General features: G+C 32.9%; 14 protein-coding genes. All 14 read right to left on the reverse strand.

Going from position 1 to position 17,871, the window contains the following annotated elements:
- Positions 1-88 precede the first annotated feature (88 nt).
- On the reverse strand, positions 89-1,384 hold the full coding sequence (eno, locus tag TICRE_RS00790) for a phosphopyruvate hydratase (RefSeq protein ID WP_075724134.1): 1,296 nt from the start codon (positions 1,382-1,384) through the stop codon (positions 89-91).
- 2 nt (positions 1,385-1,386) lie between these two features.
- Positions 1,387-2,922: a 2,3-bisphosphoglycerate-independent phosphoglycerate mutase gene (gene gpmI, locus TICRE_RS00795; RefSeq protein WP_075724136.1), complete on the reverse strand. Its 1,536-nt coding sequence runs from the start codon at positions 2,920-2,922 to the stop codon at positions 1,387-1,389.
- Positions 2,923-2,936: 14 nt separating this feature from the next.
- The gene (tpiA, locus tag TICRE_RS00800) at positions 2,937-3,680 is read right to left on the reverse strand and encodes a triose-phosphate isomerase (protein ID WP_075724138.1); all 744 of its coding nucleotides are present in this window, start codon (positions 3,678-3,680) and stop codon (positions 2,937-2,939) included.
- A gap of 20 nt (positions 3,681-3,700) precedes the next feature.
- Positions 3,701-4,894: a phosphoglycerate kinase gene (locus TICRE_RS00805; protein ID WP_075724140.1), complete on the reverse strand. Its 1,194-nt coding sequence runs from the start codon at positions 4,892-4,894 to the stop codon at positions 3,701-3,703.
- A gap of 61 nt (positions 4,895-4,955) precedes the next feature.
- Entirely contained in the window at positions 4,956-5,960 is a 1,005-nt protein-coding gene (gene gap, locus TICRE_RS00810) for a type I glyceraldehyde-3-phosphate dehydrogenase (RefSeq protein WP_075724142.1), read from the reverse strand.
- Positions 5,960-6,988, reverse strand: coding sequence for a sugar-binding transcriptional regulator (locus TICRE_RS00815; RefSeq protein ID WP_075724144.1), 1,029 nt, complete (start codon positions 6,986-6,988; stop codon positions 5,960-5,962). Before TICRE_RS00815 ends, gap begins: the two co-directional genes overlap by 1 nt.
- 173 nt (positions 6,989-7,161) lie before the next feature.
- Positions 7,162-8,556 (reverse strand): RNA polymerase factor sigma-54, encoded by a 1,395-nt coding sequence (gene rpoN / locus TICRE_RS00820; RefSeq protein WP_233120112.1) that lies wholly within the window; start codon positions 8,554-8,556, stop codon positions 7,162-7,164.
- 121 nt (positions 8,557-8,677) lie between these two features.
- The gene (locus TICRE_RS00825) at positions 8,678-9,643 is read right to left on the reverse strand and encodes an ABC transporter permease (protein WP_075724148.1); all 966 of its coding nucleotides are present in this window, start codon (positions 9,641-9,643) and stop codon (positions 8,678-8,680) included.
- Complete coding sequence (locus TICRE_RS00830; RefSeq protein ID WP_075724150.1) at positions 9,643-10,830, reverse strand: ABC transporter permease; 1,188 nt, start codon at positions 10,828-10,830, stop codon at positions 9,643-9,645. Before TICRE_RS00830 ends, TICRE_RS00825 begins: the two co-directional genes overlap by 1 nt.
- Complete coding sequence (locus tag TICRE_RS00835; protein WP_075724152.1) at positions 10,820-12,367, reverse strand: ABC transporter ATP-binding protein; 1,548 nt, start codon at positions 12,365-12,367, stop codon at positions 10,820-10,822. The genes TICRE_RS00830 and TICRE_RS00835 overlap by 11 nt, the downstream gene beginning before the upstream one ends.
- A gap of 119 nt (positions 12,368-12,486) precedes the next feature.
- On the reverse strand, positions 12,487-13,662 hold the full coding sequence (locus TICRE_RS00840; RefSeq protein WP_075724154.1) for a BMP family lipoprotein: 1,176 nt from the start codon (positions 13,660-13,662) through the stop codon (positions 12,487-12,489).
- Between the two features lie 97 nt (positions 13,663-13,759).
- Entirely contained in the window at positions 13,760-14,941 is a 1,182-nt protein-coding gene (gene grdD / locus TICRE_RS00845; RefSeq protein WP_075724156.1) for a glycine/sarcosine/betaine reductase complex component C subunit alpha, read from the reverse strand.
- A 10-nt stretch (positions 14,942-14,951) separates the two neighbouring features.
- On the reverse strand, positions 14,952-16,490 hold the full coding sequence (gene grdC, locus TICRE_RS00850) for a glycine/sarcosine/betaine reductase complex component C subunit beta (RefSeq protein WP_075724158.1): 1,539 nt from the start codon (positions 16,488-16,490) through the stop codon (positions 14,952-14,954).
- A 64-nt stretch (positions 16,491-16,554) separates the two neighbouring features.
- Positions 16,555-17,865 carry a glycine reductase complex selenoprotein B gene (grdB, locus tag TICRE_RS00860; protein WP_084191679.1) on the reverse strand — a complete coding sequence of 437 codons (1,311 nt, stop codon included), beginning with the start codon at positions 17,863-17,865 and terminating at the stop codon, positions 16,555-16,557.
- Positions 17,866-17,871 lie beyond the last annotated feature (6 nt).

The following is a 17,871-nucleotide window of genomic DNA, read 5'->3' on the forward strand; positions in this document are numbered from 1 at the left end:
TAATATTCTAACATACAGTAGGTAAAAAGACAACAAAGAAATAAAGGTCTCATAAGTTTGTGAAACCTTTATTGTCTTTTGTTTTTATTTATTTGTTTTTCAAATTATAAAAGGTGTTTATTCCTCTGTATTCTGCCGCATCCCATAATTCATCTTCTATTCTAAGAAGTTGATTGTATTTAGCTACCCTATCTGTTCTAGAAGGTGCACCAGTCTTTATTTGTCCTGCATTTAAAGCCACTGCTAAATCTGCTATAGTAGTATCTTCAGTTTCACCTGATCTGTGAGATATTACGGCAGTATAACCATTTACTTTTGCAAGTTCTATAGCATCTAGTGTTTCAGTTATAGTGCCTATTTGATTTAATTTTACAAGAATAGAGTTTGCAATTTGTAAGTCTATTCCTTTTTTAAGTCTTTCTGTATTAGTTACAAATAGATCATCGCCTACTATTTGAATCTTTTTACCAAGTCTATCAGTAAGTTTTTTCCATCCGTCCCAGTCATCTTCATCCAATCCATCTTCAATAGAAATTATAGGATATTTATTTACTAGATTTTCATAGAAATCTATCATTTCATCTGAAGTAAACTTTTTACCTTCTCCAGCTAAATTGTAAATCTTTGTTTCTTTATCATACATCTCAGTAGCAGCTACATCTAACGCTAACATTATATCTTCACCAGGTTTATATCCTGCTTTTTCTATAGCTAAAACTATAGTAGAGAGTGCTTCTTCATTGCTAGAGAGGTTAGGGGCAAATCCTCCTTCATCACCTACTGAGGTATTTAATCCTTTTTCCTTTAGAACTGATCTTAAATTGTGGAAAATTTCAGCTCCCATTCTTAAAGCTTCTTTAAATGTCTTAGCTCCAACTGGCATAACCATAAATTCTTGTATATCAACATTATTGTCTGCATGTTCTCCACCATTTAAGATATTCATCATAGGAACTGGAAGTACTTTTGCATTCATACCACCTATATACTGATAAAGAGGCATCCCTATTTCATCACTAGCAGCCCTTGCAACTGCCATAGATATTCCTAAAATTGCATTTGCACCAAATTTACCTTTGTTATCTGTTCCATCTAATTCTATTAGAAATTTATCTATTTCTACTTGATTAAATACTTCCATACCTATAATTTCTTCTGCTATAATATCATTTACATTTGCAACCGCAGTAGCTACTCCTTTTCCTAAAAATCTTTCTTTATCTCCATCTCTAAGTTCTACCGCTTCAAATGCTCCAGTAGATGCTCCTGATGGTACTAAGGCTCTACCAAATGCTCCTGCTTCTGTAACTACTTCTACTTCAACTGTTGGATTACCCCTTGAATCTAAGATTTCTCTTGCATATACATCAATTATTGTACTCAAATTTATTCCTCCCTTAATATTAAGCTTTTACCAGTCATTTCTTTTGGACTTTCAAGACCCATAAGTTCTAATAAAGTAGGTGCTAAGTCTGAAAGTCTTCCTTCTTTTAATTTTATCTTTTCTTCACCTACATAAATAAGTGGAACTTTATTAGTTGTATGAGCTGTTACTGGCTTTCCCTCATCATCTAATAATTCTTCTGAATTCCCATGGTCTGCTGTAATTAGTGCGCTTCCGCCTTTTTCCTCTATCACTTTTAAAACTTCTCCAAGACACATATCTACTGTTTCTACTGATTTTACTACAGCGGGAATAACTCCAGTATGACCTACCATATCAGGATTTGCAAAGTTTACAACTATTAAATCATATTTATCCATCTTTATTCTTTCAATCAAGTTTTCTTTTATACTTTTGGCACTCATCTCTGGCTGAAGGTCATAAGTTGCAACTTTTGGTGATGGGATTAAGACTCTATCTTCATTTATATAAGGTTCTTCTATCCCTCCATTAAAGAAAAAAGTAACATGAGCATATTTTTCAGTTTCGGCCATCTTAAGTTGATTTAACCCGTTTAGACTAACGTATTGAGAAAGTGTATTTATAGGAGGCTCACTAGTGTAAGCTACCATTACATGACTTATAGTCTTATCATATTGAGTCATACTCACATAGAATGTATTTACCTTCTTACCTCTATCAAATCCATCAAAATCAGTATCTACTATAGCACGAGTGATTTGTCTTGCTCTATCTGGTCTAAAGTTAAAGAATATCACACTATCTCCATCTTCTATCTTAGCTACTGGTTTTCCGTTATTTTCAATAACAGTAGGCATTATAAACTCATCTGTAACCCCTACTTTATAGGAATCTTCTATAGCTTTTATGGCACTTGCTTCTTTTAAACCTTCACCATGAACGATTGCATCATAGCCAAGTTTTGTTCTTTCCCATCTCTTGTCTCTATCCATAGTGTAGTATCTTCCAGATACAGTTGCTATTTTTCCTACACCAATTTCTTTCATTTTAGCTTCAAGTTCTTCTATTTGTCCCCTACCATCTGTAGGCTGTACATCTCTTCCGTCTAATATAGCATGTACGTATACATCAGAGAAATCTTTTCTCTTCATAAGTTCTAGCAATCCATATAAATGTTTTACATGGCTATGAACTCCGCCATCAGAAACAAGCCCTATAAGATGAACTTTGCTATTGTTTTTTTTAGCATTTTCTATAGCTGAAAGAAATTCTTTTTTCTCAAAAAAGCTTCCATCTTCAATAGCATTTGTAATACGTGGAAGTTCTTGATAGATTACCCGTCCTGATCCTATATTTATATGTCCTACTTCAGAATTTCCCATCTGTCCAATTGGAAGTCCTACAGCTATTCCACTTGCATCTAAAGTAGTATTAGGATTTTCTTTCATAAGTCTATCAAAGTTTGGAGTATTTCCAAGTGTAATTGCATTTCCCGGGTAATCTTTACCAATCCCCCACCCATCTAGTATAATTAGAGATACTGGTTTTTTACTCATATTAATTCCTCCAATTAAAAGTTTACAAGTTTTACAAAATCTTCTGCTTTAAGGCTTGCGCCTCCAACTAAAGCTCCATCGATTTCTTCTTTTTCCATAAGTTCTACAATATTACTTGGTTTTACACTTCCGCCATATTGGATTCTTACCTTTTGACTTAAGCTTCCATATAAGCTATTTATAGTTTCACGAATAAATTTAATCATGTCTTCTGCATCTATTGATGATGCAGTCTTGCCTGTTCCTATTGCCCAAATCGGCTCATATGCTACCACTATTTCCTCTATATCTCTAGTTTCTATATCTTTTAAAGCGCCTTCTATTTGAGTTTTTACTATTTTCTTTTGTTCATTTGCTTCTCTTTGTTCTAATGTTTCACCTACACAAAGTATAGGTTTTATATTATGCTTTATAGCAGTTTTTATCTTTTTATTTACAGTTTCATCTGTTTCATTAAAATACTCTCTTCTTTCAGAATGTCCTATTATTACATAATCCACTCCTATTTCTTTTAACATAGATGCTGATATTTCTCCAGTATAAGCACCAGATTCTTCAAAGTGCATATTTTGTGCACCAAGTTTTATATCCGTTCCTTTTATCTCTTCTTTAACAGATTTTAAATCTGTAAATGGAACACAAACGACCTTTTCAACATTTTTTGCAAGATCATAAGATTTGATAGCCCTTACAAGTTTTAAACTCTCTTCTATATTATTATGCATTTTCCAATTTCCTGCGATTATAGGAGTTCGCATTTTACCATCTCCTTAAAATTTTATTTATTAGAAATAGCTTCTATCCCTGGTAGAACTTTTCCTTCTAAGAGTTCAAGTGATGCTCCTCCACCGGTAGAAACGTGAGTCATCTTTTGGGAGTAGCCTGCCTCTTCCACAGCAGATGCAGAATCTCCCCCGCCTATTATAGTTACTCCATCGGAGTTAGCTAGAGCCTTTGCTATATCGTATGTTCCTTTTTTAAAGTTTTCCATTTCAAATACTCCCATAGGTCCATTCCAGATTATTGTCTTAGCATTCTTTATCTTTTGAGCAAATAGCTTAATAGATTTTTCTCCAATATCAAGTCCCATCATATCGTTTGGCATTTTATCTATATCAACTGTTTTAAATTCTGTATCATTTTTAAATTCTTTTGCTACTACTATGTCTACTGGAAGTACTAAATCTACACCTTTTTCTTTAGCTTTTTCTAAAAGAGTTGTAGCTAGAGAAACTTTATCTTCTTCTAAAAGTGAAGTACCAACTTCTAATCCCTTTGCCTTAAGAAAAGTATAGACCATACCTCCACCTATTATTATAGAATCTACCTTTTCAAGTAGGTTATCTATAACTCCTATCTTATCAGAAACTTTTGCTCCTCCAAGAATAGCTAAAAATGGTCTTTCAGGATTATCTAAAGCTTTTCCCATTATATCTACTTCTTTTTCTACTAAAAATCCAAGTGCTGATGGAAGGTGGGTTGAAACTCCAACATTTGAAGCATGAGCCCTATGCGATGTGCCAAAAGCATCATTTATAAATAAATCTCCAAGAGATGCAAGTTGTTTTTGGAATTCTTCTCCATTTTTAGTTTCTTCTTTTCTAAAACGAGTATTCTCTAAAAGAGCTATATCTCCTTCATTCATGGAATCTATATCTTGTTTTACTTTTTCTGAAACCACATTATCATCTTGTAGGAACTTTACTTTTTTCCCTAAAAGTTCACTTAATCTAATTGAAACAGTCTTTAAACTATATTTATGATTTGCTTCACCTTTTGGTCTACCTAAATGGGACATAAGTATTATTTTAGCCCCATTCTCTAAAAGGTATTTTATAGTAGGAAGAGAACTTTTAATTCTCTTATCATCTTTAATCTCACCATCTTCGCTCATAGGAACATTGAAGTCACATCTAACTAATACTCTTTTTCCTTTTACATCCATATCTTTTAAGGTCTTTTTATTTAGCATAAACTTCCCCCTCCCCAATATTAGTAGTCGGGTCTTTTAAAAGACCCGACTTTAAATTTAACTATTTAGTAGCTACAAGTTGTGCAAGGTCTATAACTCTTCTAGAATATCCCCACTCATTATCATACCAAGATACTATTTTTACCATATCATCTATTACCATAGTAGATAGTGAATCTACTATTGAAGATCTTGGATCTCCTACATAGTCTACAGAAACTAGAGGTTCTTCTGAGAATCCTAATATTCCTTGTAATTCATTTTCACTTGCTTCTTTTAAGAACTTATTTACTTCTTCTGCTGTAGTGTTCTTTTCTACTTGGAAAGTAACATCTACTAGTGATCCAGTAGGAACTGGAACTCTTATTGCAAATCCATTTAATTTACCTTTTAATTCTGGAAGCACTAAGCTAACAGCTTTGGCAGCTCCTGTTGTAGTAGGTACCATGCTTAATGCTGCAGCTCTAGCTCTTCTTGGATCTGAATGCCTTTTATCTAGCAATTGTTGATCTCCAGTATAAGCATGAACTGTAGTCATAAGACCTTTTTTAACTCCAAATTTTTCAAGTATTACTTTGGCAACAGGTGCTAAGCAGTTTGTTGTACAAGATGCATTTGAAATTATATTATGTTTTTCACTATCATATAATTTATCGTTTACTCCCATTACTATTGTAATGTCTGGGTCTTTAGCAGGTGCTGTAATTATTACTTTTTTAGCTCCAGCTTCTATATGTTTAGAAAGTCCTTCTTTGTCTTTAAATGCTCCAGTTGAATCTACTACAAGTTCTACGCCTAATTCTTTCCAAGGAATTTGGGCTGGATCTCTCTGGGCTGTAACTGTAACCTTTTTACCATTTATAATAAAGCCATCTTCAACAGCTTCTATTTCACCTTTAAATTTACCATATACAGAATCATATTTAAATAAAAGAGCTAAATTCTTTAGATCACCTGATGCATTTATAGCTACTAATTCGAAATCTTCTATCCCGCACTCAAAGTATTCCCTTACAAAATCTCTTCCTATTCTACCAAATCCGTTTACTCCAACTTTCATACCCATTAATAATTCCTCCTTATTTTTAAAATCCTCTTTGCTGCACTTTCATCAGTAACAAGTATCATGTTAGTGTTTAAGCTTGATATTGCCATTATAGCCTCAGCCTTTTCCTCACCTCCTGCTACTCCTATAAGATTTTCTATTTTTTTAAATCTTTTTAAGGAAAGTCCTATGGTCTTATATTCCCATATTTCTTCTCCATCTATATTGAAAAAATGACCAAAGGCTTCTGCTACTGACCCTTTATCTAGTAAGGAATCAATTTTTTCTTGATTTAAATTACGCCTTTTTGCCATGGTGTCAGCTCTACCAATTCCAAATAATAATGTATTAATATTTTCTATTAAATTTATTGATTCATTTATCTCTTCGTTTTTTAGCATATAATCTAGTGCTTCTTTTTCCAGATTGTCAGGTATATATAAAAGCCTATAACTTCCACCAAGTCCTTCAGAAAGCTTTGCTGCTATAGAATTTGACTGTGTATTTAAATCTTTTCCAAGTCCACCTCTAGCGGGAATAACTACTATATCCCTTTTAATATTATCAAAGACACCTTGTTCTGCAACTTTAGCCATAGTACTTCCACCAGTTATTCCAATTATATCTCCATTTTGCAAAGTCTCTTTTAATGCCCTAAAAGTAATATTACCCATTTCTTTTGTTATTATATCACTCTCTTTACAATTTCCTGGAGCTATAATAACACCTTTAATATTTAGAGCATCTCTAAGTTCTTCTTCAAGTTTTGGTATACCTTTTAAATAAATATATATATCATTTAATTCATCTAAAACTTTTTTACCTTCACATGTAATATTCATACCCATATTATCAACTTTTAATAGATTTTGTTTTCTAAGAATCTCTACTTCATCTCTTACATTTCTTTCTTTTAATGAAAGTTTAGTAGATAAAGTTCTTCTTCCTATAGGTTGATTATAAGATATAAATTTTAATAGGGTATATCTTTTTTGAATGACTTCATCTATTTCTGGAACTATCTTTTTTATAATCTCTATATCCCTCATATTATCACTCCATTTATAAAACATGCCGGGTATTTTTTTGTCCCATTATAGTATATTTTGTCCCAGTAAGTTTAAACAAAAAGTAGAATTTCTATTCCACTAATTATATTATACATTAAGTAATAATTTTATTCAAGTATATTAAGTATATTAAATATATTTAATATACTTGATTAATCAAACCTCTTTCTCATAGTTGAAGAAGGAATCCCCATTTCGTCCCTATATTTTGCTACTGTTCTTCTAGATATAGTCTTTCCTTTTGCTTTTAATATATCTGCAATTTTCTGATCGCTATATGGTTTTTTTAGATTCTCTCCTTCTATTAAATCTCCTATTAAAGATTTAATACTTGTAGAAGAAATATCTCCATCTGATGTTACAACTGCGGTAGTAAAAAAATATTTTAATTCAAATATACCTCTAGGCGTTTGTACATATTTACCATTTGTAGTTCTGGATATAGTAGATTCATGCATTTCTATATCCTCTGCTATCATTTTTAACGTTAAGGGCTTTAAAGCTTTTTCTCCATCTGTAAAAAACTTCTTCTGATATTTAAGTATTGATTCTACTACTTTTTTAATGGTATTTCTTCTTTGTTCTATACTTTTAATCATCCATGTAGCAGAGTTCAATTTTTCAGTCATAAAGGCTGTAGCTCTTTCATCTGAACTTTTTGCTATTAACTCTTTATAAAAGCTACTTATATTTAGTCTTGGCCCTGCTGATTCTGTTAAAACAACTTTATATTCTCCATCTATAAGTTCAATACTTGCTTCCGGCGTAATATACTTTGTACTTTCTAAGTTTTTATTATTAAAACCTCTTCCAGGTTTTGGTTCTAATGTTTTGATGTAATCGATTGCCTCTTGAACCCTATTTATATCTACCTTGAGTTCTTTTGAAATTTTAACTACTTTATTTAATCCTAAATCCTCCAAATGATTTTTGATTATTTTTTCAATTAGTCCATTTACACCTCTCTCTTGGATTTGAAGAAGTAAGCATTCTTTTAAATCAGATGCTCCAACTCCTGTAGGTTCTAAAGTTTGAACTGTTTTTAAAGCTTTTTCTATTATCTCGATGTTCATATTTAATAAAGATGATATTTCAGATAGATTGATCTTTAGATAACCATTTTCATCTAAATTTTCAATTATATAACCCGATATAAATCTTATTTCTTCATCTACATGTAGAACTCCTAATTGTTCTAAAAGGGCTTCTTTTAAAGATGGTGTATAAGTTACAAAATTTTCATATTTTATCTCTTCTTTATTTTTATCTATCTGAGGCTTATAGCTTATATCATCATATTTTTCTATATATTCTTTCCAATCTATCTCTATTTCTCTTTCTTTTTCTATTTCTAAATCCTTTGATTTTATCTCTTCTCTATTGCTTTCTATCTCGAGCAACGGATTTTCCTGTATTTGTTCTTTTATATATTCATTTAATTCAAAACTATTAAATTGCAGTAACTTGATAGCTTGCTGTAACTGTGGTGTCATGGATAATTTTTGAGTTTGTTTTAAGTTTAAATTATATCCCAGCTTCATTTTCATCATCCCTTCTACTTACTATATATTATATCAAAGATCTAAATAAGTACAAAATGATTTATATTTTTATAAAAAAAAGAGAGCTATGCTCTCTTTCAAATCTAATAATTTAACTTCCAATAATTTATCTTTGAGACTTATCATAGGGAATACCTTCAGCCTTAGGAGCCCTTGATTTTTTAGAAGTAAATGCAAGAACTATCATGGTAGCAAAATAAGGAAGCATCTTATAATAAGTTTGATCTATTCCTAGATTTGATAAAAACGGTATCAGGGAAACTGAGTATGCAAGTGTTCTTAAAAAGGCAAAGAATAAAGCTCCAAAGAAAATTCTCATAGGCTTCCATTGTCCAAAAATCATAACAGCTAAAGCTAAAAATCCAAAACCTGCAACTCCAGTGTGACCATTTACATTTCCATCAGTTATTCCAACTGAATAAAAGAAACCTCCAATTCCAGCTAAAATTCCTGAAATACTTGCACCTGCATATCTCATCTTATGAACATTAATTCCAACTGAATCTGCTGCATGAGGATGTTCTCCACATGCACGAAGTCTTAGTCCGAATTTAGTCCTATAAAAAATTATAACTGCTATTACTAAAAACACAAGTCCTATCATAACTGTTAAATATGTGTTTTGAAAAAAGAGTTTTCCAATCACAGGTATTTTTCCAAGTATATGTACTTCTCTTATATAAAAATTAACATTTGTAGTTATACCATCGCTTCCAAAAAACATCTTAGCAAAAAGTAATATTGCTGCAGGAATAAGCATATTAAGTGAAGTTCCAGTTATAACTTGATCTGCCTTCATTGTAACTGCTGCAAAAGATAAAAGTAGCGAGTAAATAAGTCCTGATATAGCTGCAACAACCATTCCTAGGAGCAAAATAGTTTGAGGGCTCATATCTGTTCCTTGAACAGAATATACAAATAGTGCAGCTATAAAAGCCCCAAATAACATTATACCTTCAAGTGCAATATTTATTATTCCACCTATCTCACTAAACATTCCTCCAAGCGCTACAAGAAGAAGGGATATGGCTACAGGAAGCATATTTTGAAATAAATAGTATATAGTATCCATTATTCTTCCTCCTTTGTATTATCATCTTTTGATTTTACTGTAGTTTCTGGTTCATCTTCTTCTATATGCGAAAGCTCTTTATTTTTAAAACGTGATTTTATAATTCTACTAAGTCCAGAATTCATTATAGCAGCAAAAGCTGAGAAATAGATAATAACTGCTATAACCACATCTATTATTTCAGGTTTATATCCCACAAGACTTGTTAGAGTCCCCCCTCTTTTGATATATGATATAAAGATGGCTGAAAATATTATACCTATGGGATGAGAACTCCCTAAAAGTGCAACAGCTATACCATCAAAACCTGCTGAGGCTATCATGTTTATAGGTTCATATGTCATGCTGCTTCCTGAAATCCCAGATGGTGCAAGTATTGCAAAGGCTCCACCAAGACCCGCAAAACCTCCTGCAATTGCCATTGTAAGAATAATATTTGTCTTGCCCTTCATACCGGCATATTCACTTGCAAACTTGTTAAAACCTGTGGCTTTTAATTCATAACCAAATGTAGTTTTTTGAAGGATAATATATATTATAACTCCAATTAATACGGCAAATATTATACCTAAGTTCACATTGGTACCTGTAATTCCTAGAGAAGGAATTTGAGATTCTAAAGGAAGATAATTAGTTCTTGTTGTAGTGGATTTATACATTGTTCCATTGCCCTTAATAAGCATATCCACTAAATACATACCTATATAGTTAAACATTATAGATGTAATAACTTCATTTACATTTAAAAAAGCTTTAAATATACCAGGAATAAGACCCCATAACATTCCTCCAACCATTCCTGATAGGATTGCTACTATCCAATGAATACTATCTGGCATATCCCACATAAAACCAACGTATAAGGCAAAAAACATCCCCATTGTATATTGTCCAGATGCTCCTATATTAAATAGTCCCATCTTAAATGCAAAACCAACAGCAAGTCCAGTCATAAGTATTGGTGTGGCAAAATAAAACACATCGCCCAAACGGCCAAGTCCACCCAAAATAATATACTTCATTCCAGCAACTGCATTTGGAGGAGAAGCAACAAGCATTACTATAAAACCAAAGACTAATCCAAAGAAAATAGCCATCATAGCAGATGCAAAAGAAGAAAATCCAGCATTATCTGTTATGTTTTTAAATTTAAATTTTTTAATTTGTAAATCATTTTTATTTTCCATCATTAGCCTCCTTACCTGTATTGCGTTTTGCACCTGACATATATAAACCAAGTTCTTCAGGAGTTGTTTCTTTAGGATCAAGTTCTCCTACTATTTCACCTTCATATATAACTAAAATACGGTCCGATACATTTAGAACCTCTTCTAGTTCTAATGATACTAAAAATACTGCCTTACCCGCATCACGTGTTTTAATTAATTGATTGTGTACATATTCAATAGCACCTACATCTAATCCCCTTGTAGGTTGCACTGCAATTAAAAGTTCATGCTCTTTATCTATCTCTCTTGCAATTATTGCCTTTTGCTGATTTCCACCTGACATGCTTCTTACTATAGTAACCGGTCCTTGTCCTGATCTTATATCGTATTCTTTTATTAGTCTATTAGCATATTTTCTAACATTATCAAATTTTATAAATCCACCTTTTTGAAATTCCTTCTGCCAATATCTTTGTAGAACCAGATTTTCTTCTAATTTATATTCAAGCACCAATCCGTGTTTATGTCTATCTTCAGGAATATGACTCATTCCTGATGCAGATCTTTTTCTAATATTATCACGTGTTATATCTCTTTCTTTAAGTCTTATTGTACCTGAACTAGCTTTTTCAAGCCCAGTAAGAGCATTTACAAGTTCAGTTTGACCATTTCCATCTATACCTGCGAGGCATACAATTTCTCCAGCTTTTATATTAAAAGATACATTTTTGACAGCATTATTTTTATGAATTTTAGAAGGTACAGTGAGATTTTCTACTGATAGAACTATTTCTTTTGGTTTTGATTTTTCTTTTTTTACTTTAAAACTTATATCTCGACCTACCATCATCTTAGATAGCTCTTCTTTTGTAGTATCTTCTATATCCACTGTTCCTATATATTTACCCTTCCTAAGTACAGTACATCTATCTGCAACTTCCATAATTTCATTTAATTTATGAGTAATAAAGAGAATAGATTTCCCCTCTTTTGCAAAACCTTTCATAATTTGGAGAATCTCCCTTATTTCTTGAGGGGTAAGAACTGCCGTAGGTTCATCAAATATTAAGATTTCATTATCACGATAAAGCATTTTTAATATTTCAGCTCTCTGTTGCATACCTACTGTAATCTCTTCAACATACGCATCAGGGTCAACACTAAGTCCATATTTTTCACTTAACTCTACAACTTTTTTTCTAGCTTCGCTTTTTTGTAAAAATCCTGCTTTATTGGGTTCAACCCCTAGAATTATATTTTCAAGAACTGTAAAAATCTCCACTAATTTAAAATGCTGATGAACCATTCCAATTCCTAAATCGTTGGCATCATTGGGATTGTTTATATTTACAACTTCTCCATTTTTTCTTATCTCACCATATTCAGGTTGATATAGTCCAAAGAGAACACTCATTAGGGTAGATTTACCAGCACCATTTTCTCCTAAAAGTGCATGTATCTCTCCCTTTTTAAGTTGCAAAGTAATATTATCATTTGCAATTATTCCAGGAAACATCTTTGTAATACCCAGCATTTCAATAATATAATTATCCATATTGACCTCCTCCTGCATCTTATAAATAATCCAGCAGTTTAAAAAATGAGGGAAATTTAAATCTTCCCTCATCTTTTTAAAAAATTAAATAGATTTTAATTTTACCTATTATAGTATTTCTATCTTGTAGTAACTTTAACTTTTTTAAGGTTTAATTGAGAAGTAAGTTCCTCTGCAGTAGCATTTCCTGAAGGATCTTTAACTTCTATCGTACGCTTAACTTCTACTTCTCCATTTTCTAAGCTTTTAAATAATGTTTCATATTCTTCTTTACTAAACTTTTCAAATCTATCAAATGCATCTGCTTTCTCATCACCAATTACAATTGTAGGAAGGCTAACACCTTCGTTTGTTGCATTAAAAGTAGTTGATTTTCCGCCAAAATCAGACCATTTATCTGTTTTGTATATTGAATCAAGAACAGACATTACAGAAGATGAAAGACCTTTCATAGCTGATGTTATTACAGTTTCACTATCATATCTTTGATCAACGTCAACTCCTATAACTTTTCCTTGTGATTCTTTAGCTGCGGACATTACTGATTTACCAACTGAACCACCACAAGCAAATATTACTTCCATTCCTTCTTGGTACATAGTTTTTGCTGTTGCTTTATTTGTATCGTTTTCTTCAAAGTTACCAGTATAGTGGTAAATTGACTTTATAGCTCCATCTGGAAGATCTAGCTCTTTTGCAGCATCTTCTGCTCCTTGAAGATAACCATAACCAAAAGCTTGTACAGCTGGAACAGCCATACCACCCATAAATCCTAAGTTAGTAAGACCATCTTTAACTGCAGCGTATCCTGCAAGATATCCTGATTGTTCTTCAGCATACATTATGCTTGCAACGTTTTCCTTAATTGTAAAATCAGCATAGTCTGCGGTATGAGGAGTACCATCTAGTAATATAAATTTAACATCTGGATATTTTGTTTGTGCATCATATATAGCAACTTCAAATAAATATCCTGGAGTTACAACCACTTTTGCCCCACCTTCAACAGCAAGATCTATAGCTGCTAAGTAACCTGAGTCTGTAGCTTCTTCTGGCTTTATATAGGTATGTGGAATTTTTTCTTTTGTGGCATATTCTACAACACCTTCCCAAGAACCTTGATTAAATGATTTGTCATCTATATTGCCTTTGTCTGTGATAAGAGTTATGTCTGCACCTTTTATAGGCTTATTACCACTATCTCCAGTGTTACCCTTGTCCTTATCCCCTGCACATCCAACTAAGCTTGTAGCTACTAACATGACTGCTAAGGCGATACTTATTATCTTTTTCATTTTGAACCTCCTTCAATTTTATTGCTTTATCTTAATTATAATTGATTTGAATAAGTTTTTCAACATTATAAAAAAAACACTCCAAAATTTGGAGTGTTTAGCAAGGATCACTATCATCTACTGCGTATCCTCCGTTGGATAAGGCTTTTAGTGCATCAGATAATTTTGCTTCATTTACCATAACTATAGGTCCAGTACAACCCATACCTGATTCTGCATAAATACCATTTTTCCAAAGGACACTTACAGCATCTTCTAATTCCATTATATCAATTCCACTAATAGTACCTGTTACGGTTTCTTTTGGTGGAGCTTTTACTTCTTCTTCTTGTGCTTTAGGAGCAGCATCTTTAGTAAGCTTTCCTATTATATCTTTTAAGCCAGCTTTTTGAACCTTTTTAAATTCATCTTTATATATATCTTTTAATCCTCCACGGCTAAGATCTGCACCATAGTTTATAGCATTAGCTATAACTGGGCTCCCTGATGCTCTAGAGATGATTAAAACTGTTCTATCTTGTTTTTCACCAATACCTGGTCCATATCCAAATCCTTGAGATTCAAAACTTCCACCAGTTGTAAATGATGAGAAAACTTTCATAAGAATGTTACCTGTAAGAGTATCCGTAATCATAACATCTGGTGTACCTAGTAAAAGATCATTTCCTCTCATTACATATCCACCATCTGATCTAGAAGACTCTACAAAGTTTATATCATATCCTTTTTCAACTAATTCTTTAAATGCTTTTTCTACTTGTCTTGCACCGTCAACATTTAAAATTCCAAGAGTTGGTCTTTTAATACCCATGGATTTAGCTGTTATAATCCCGTGTATACCATTTCTTATCATAGCTTCTACTCTATTTATTGCAGAAGTTCCAGTAGTAGTAGCTATAAACATTTCCTTACCTTTACCTGGAGTTACAACTCTACCTACGGTAGAAACTCCTATAGGAAAGTTATAATGCATAGTAACGCAAGAATCTAATTCTCCACTATCTAAAAGTTCTTCCATCTTTTTATAGCCTTCGTCTTCATTTGATACAATCTCTTGAGTAAGAAAAGAATCTACTTTAGGTCCAATTAGAACTACTTCTAGAGAACTATCTCTTTTTTGAGCAAGTTCTGCACCTTTTACTACATTTTCAGTACCTAATTCACTGCCAAGTGTTGTAACACCTACTCTTATCTTTTTACCAAATTGGCCAGTTTCTATGCCTTCAGCTATATCGCTAAAGACTTTACCAATCATAGATTTTACATTGTTTTCTGACATTTTTTCACCCCTATTCGTTTAAGAGATGGGAAGCAAAATCTCTCATAGCTTCAGCTACTAAACCTCTTACCTTTTCTTCTGATACACCTTCACTTGCTTCTTTTTTACCTTCATTTTTAGCTAATACTATGGAAATACCATCAAATAAGTTCGTCATTCTACCTAAGAATAAGCTTCCCTTTCCTACAAACATAACCTTATTTATTTTTCCTGACATTATTTCATCTCTAGCAAATCCTAAATAAGGAACTCCTGATGGAATATGTCCTTGAGTTGGAGCCCAACCTTCCATTCCATGATCTTTAATAAATCCTGGCATTTCTGTCTTTTCAAGATCTCCTCTTTTTACTCCAAGAGCTGCTATCATCTTATAGTTTGCACTAGGAACATCTCCTGCCCCAGCTGGTTTTGTAATATCAGGGTTTTGCATTTCTACTGAATACTCATCTATATCTGTAATTTTTAAGTCATTTCTATCTAATGGTTCTGTAACTAATGACGTAATAACCCCTTGAGGTGATGAACCTGTTCCTACTTTATGCGTACCAACAATGTCAGTTCTAAATACTGGACTAACACCATCGTTTTCACTTACTAGTGTAGCAAATCCAGCTACCACATCTTCTAATACTGGTACACCTTTTTTGATATGGTCTTTACCATTCATACCAAGTTTAGCAGTAGAACCACCTGCTACTACCATTACATTTTTGAAAGTTCCAGCTTGTACAAGTGATGCAGCAAGAACTAATGCATGAGTTGGAGCAGCACAGAATCCTCTTGTATCTGAACCAGTTGCATTTGTAAGACCAGCAAATTCTGCTATAGCTTTTGCAAAGTTTCCTCCGCCTCTTTGGTTCATATCTCCACAAGCTTCTTCTGAACATTCTATTACATAATCTATTTCTTCTGGGTTTATATTGTTTTTAGCAATTAAATTTAAAGCTGTTAAACCTGCTGAAGCTTTTGCAACTAAGTTTTCGAATAATACATGTGCTGTAAGGTTTAAATCTATATCATGGGCTCTTTTTACACAGCCTACTATTTTTCTATTATCATATATAGCTTCTGCACCTTGTTCAGATATTAATTTTTCTATTTGCTCAATATCTTCACCTTTTTTAAGTTTTGCTACCATATCTTCAGTTATTAATGGGTGTGCGCTTAATTTTTTACGTACTTCTTCAGTAAAACTCTCTTCAAGTTTTACAAGGTCAAACGCATCTACTATTTTTATTAATCCTATAAATTCTTGTTGCGGTAAGATTTCACCAAATTTTCCATCTTTACTTGCATCATCTATCTTTTTATCAAACCATGGTTGCTCGTAAGTTCTTAACTCTGCTGGTGTGTGATTTCCAATATAAACTTGATTTGGTAAGTAATTTACTACTTCATCAAAACTTCTTAAGTGTTCTGGAAGAGTCTTAAGATACTCTGAATCTGGATGTAACTGTCTTTCTGTTGTTTGAGTAGTTCCGTTATGGATAACCATATCAGGAGCATGAACAAGAACATAACTTGAGCCTTTTACTACTGAATAATTCATAAATACACCTCCGTAATTTCTCTATAAAAGAGTGATTTTCATCACCCTTTTATAGTTGTTGCTTTTAATTTTCAAATACAGTTTGCTCGTCTACTTCAGTTGATAAAGCTTTTAATGCTCTTTCAACTAATTTTCTTCTAAGTGCTTTTTCTTCATTGCCATCTAGATTTGGATTTCCTAGTGGATGAGGTATAGCTATTGCTGGAACAATTCTATTTGCTCCAACAGTTAATGATATTGGTACTACTGTACAGATATGAACAACAGGGATTCCAGTTCTTTCAATCTCTTTTACCATCGTTGCACCGCAACGTGTACAAGTACCTCACGTAGAAGTTAAGATAACCGCATCTACGCCATCTTCTTTTAATTTCTGAGAATACTCTTTTGCAAAACTTTGGGCACTAGCTACCGCTGTTCCATTTCCAACAGTTGCAAAGTAAGTCTCATAAAGTTTTCCTATTTTACCTTCTTTTTCAAGGTCTCTTAATACATCAACTGGTAGTACTCTATTTGGATCATCATTTGCATAGGTAGGGTCATATCCACCATGTGCGGTTTCATAAGTTGCTTCAGTTAATACATCTACACCTGAAATATCATAACTACCATATTTAGAAGCTGATGAAGATTCTATATGATCTGGATTTCCTTTAGGTACGATTCCTCCTGAAGTTACTATGGCAATTGTAGCTTTAGACATATCTTTAATGGCTGGTGCTATTTCTACTCTATCAAAATCAGGCATCGGATATTCTGTTTCAAATTCTTCGCCTTTAAGTTTTTTGATGATCATATCAACAGCTCTCTCAGAACCTCTTTTTTCTGCAAAGTAGTTTTCTCTGATTCCTCTTTCCATATATCCTTCTTCTGCTGCTGTTCCTATTGCTTCTCCTTTAGCATGTTTTAAAGCTAGAGGCGCCATTTTAGCTACAGCATCCTTCATTCCTACCGCACTATCTTTAGTAGAAACTATATATACGGATTTCTTAAACATATCCGCACCAGGGTTTTCTATATACATACCTGTAATAGAAGGAATGTTTAATTCTTTTTCTACGGCTTCTGCCATAGTCCCACAAGCAAACCCATATCTACCTGCATTAAAAGCTGGTCCTGCTATGAATAAATCTGCATCATATTTTTTAATTAATTCTAATACTTCCTTCTTAGCTTGTTCGGTGTTTTCACCAAAATAAGTATCACCACATATTACAGTAGCAACTATTTCAGCCTCTCCCTTAAATCCGCTTTGAAGAGCCATACCAGGTCCTACTACGCCTTCACGTACTTCGGGTCTGTGATCAGCTACCTCCTCTCCACCTATACCTGCGAAGAATTGGTTAATATAATGCACAACTCTTAGTTTATCCATATATTT

Origin of the sequence: Tissierella creatinophila DSM 6911, assembly GCF_001940565.1 — a bacterium.
Classification (GTDB): Bacteria; Bacillota; Clostridia; order Tissierellales; family Tissierellaceae; genus Tissierella_A; species Tissierella_A creatinophila.

What these genes read in the sequence shown, in the direction of transcription:
- gpmI (WP_075724136.1), bottom strand. Translation starts at nt 2,922, where the DNA reads ATGAGTAAAAAACCAGTATCTCTAATTATACTAGATGGGTGGGGGATT.
- tpiA (WP_075724138.1), bottom strand. Translation starts at nt 3,680, where the DNA reads ATGCGAACTCCTATAATCGCAGGAAATTGGAAAATGCATAATAATATA.
- TICRE_RS00805 (WP_075724140.1), bottom strand. Translation starts at nt 4,894, where the DNA reads ATGCTAAATAAAAAGACCTTAAAAGATATGGATGTAAAAGGAAAAAGA.
- gap (WP_075724142.1), bottom strand. Translation starts at nt 5,960, where the DNA reads ATGGGTATGAAAGTTGGAGTAAACGGATTTGGTAGAATAGGAAGAGAT.
- TICRE_RS00815 (WP_075724144.1), bottom strand. Translation starts at nt 6,988, where the DNA reads ATGAGGGATATAGAGATTATAAAAAAGATAGTTCCAGAAATAGATGAA.
- rpoN (WP_233120112.1), bottom strand. Translation starts at nt 8,556, where the DNA reads ATGAAAATGAAGCTGGGATATAATTTAAACTTAAAACAAACTCAAAAA.
- TICRE_RS00825 (WP_075724148.1), bottom strand. Translation starts at nt 9,643, where the DNA reads ATGGATACTATATACTATTTATTTCAAAATATGCTTCCTGTAGCCATA.
- TICRE_RS00830 (WP_075724150.1), bottom strand. Translation starts at nt 10,830, where the DNA reads ATGGAAAATAAAAATGATTTACAAATTAAAAAATTTAAATTTAAAAAC.
- TICRE_RS00835 (WP_075724152.1), bottom strand. Translation starts at nt 12,367, where the DNA reads ATGGATAATTATATTATTGAAATGCTGGGTATTACAAAGATGTTTCCT.
- TICRE_RS00840 (WP_075724154.1), bottom strand. Translation starts at nt 13,662, where the DNA reads ATGAAAAAGATAATAAGTATCGCCTTAGCAGTCATGTTAGTAGCTACA.
- grdD (WP_075724156.1), bottom strand. Translation starts at nt 14,941, where the DNA reads ATGTCAGAAAACAATGTAAAATCTATGATTGGTAAAGTCTTTAGCGAT.
- grdC (WP_075724158.1), bottom strand. Translation starts at nt 16,490, where the DNA reads ATGAATTATTCAGTAGTAAAAGGCTCAAGTTATGTTCTTGTTCATGCT.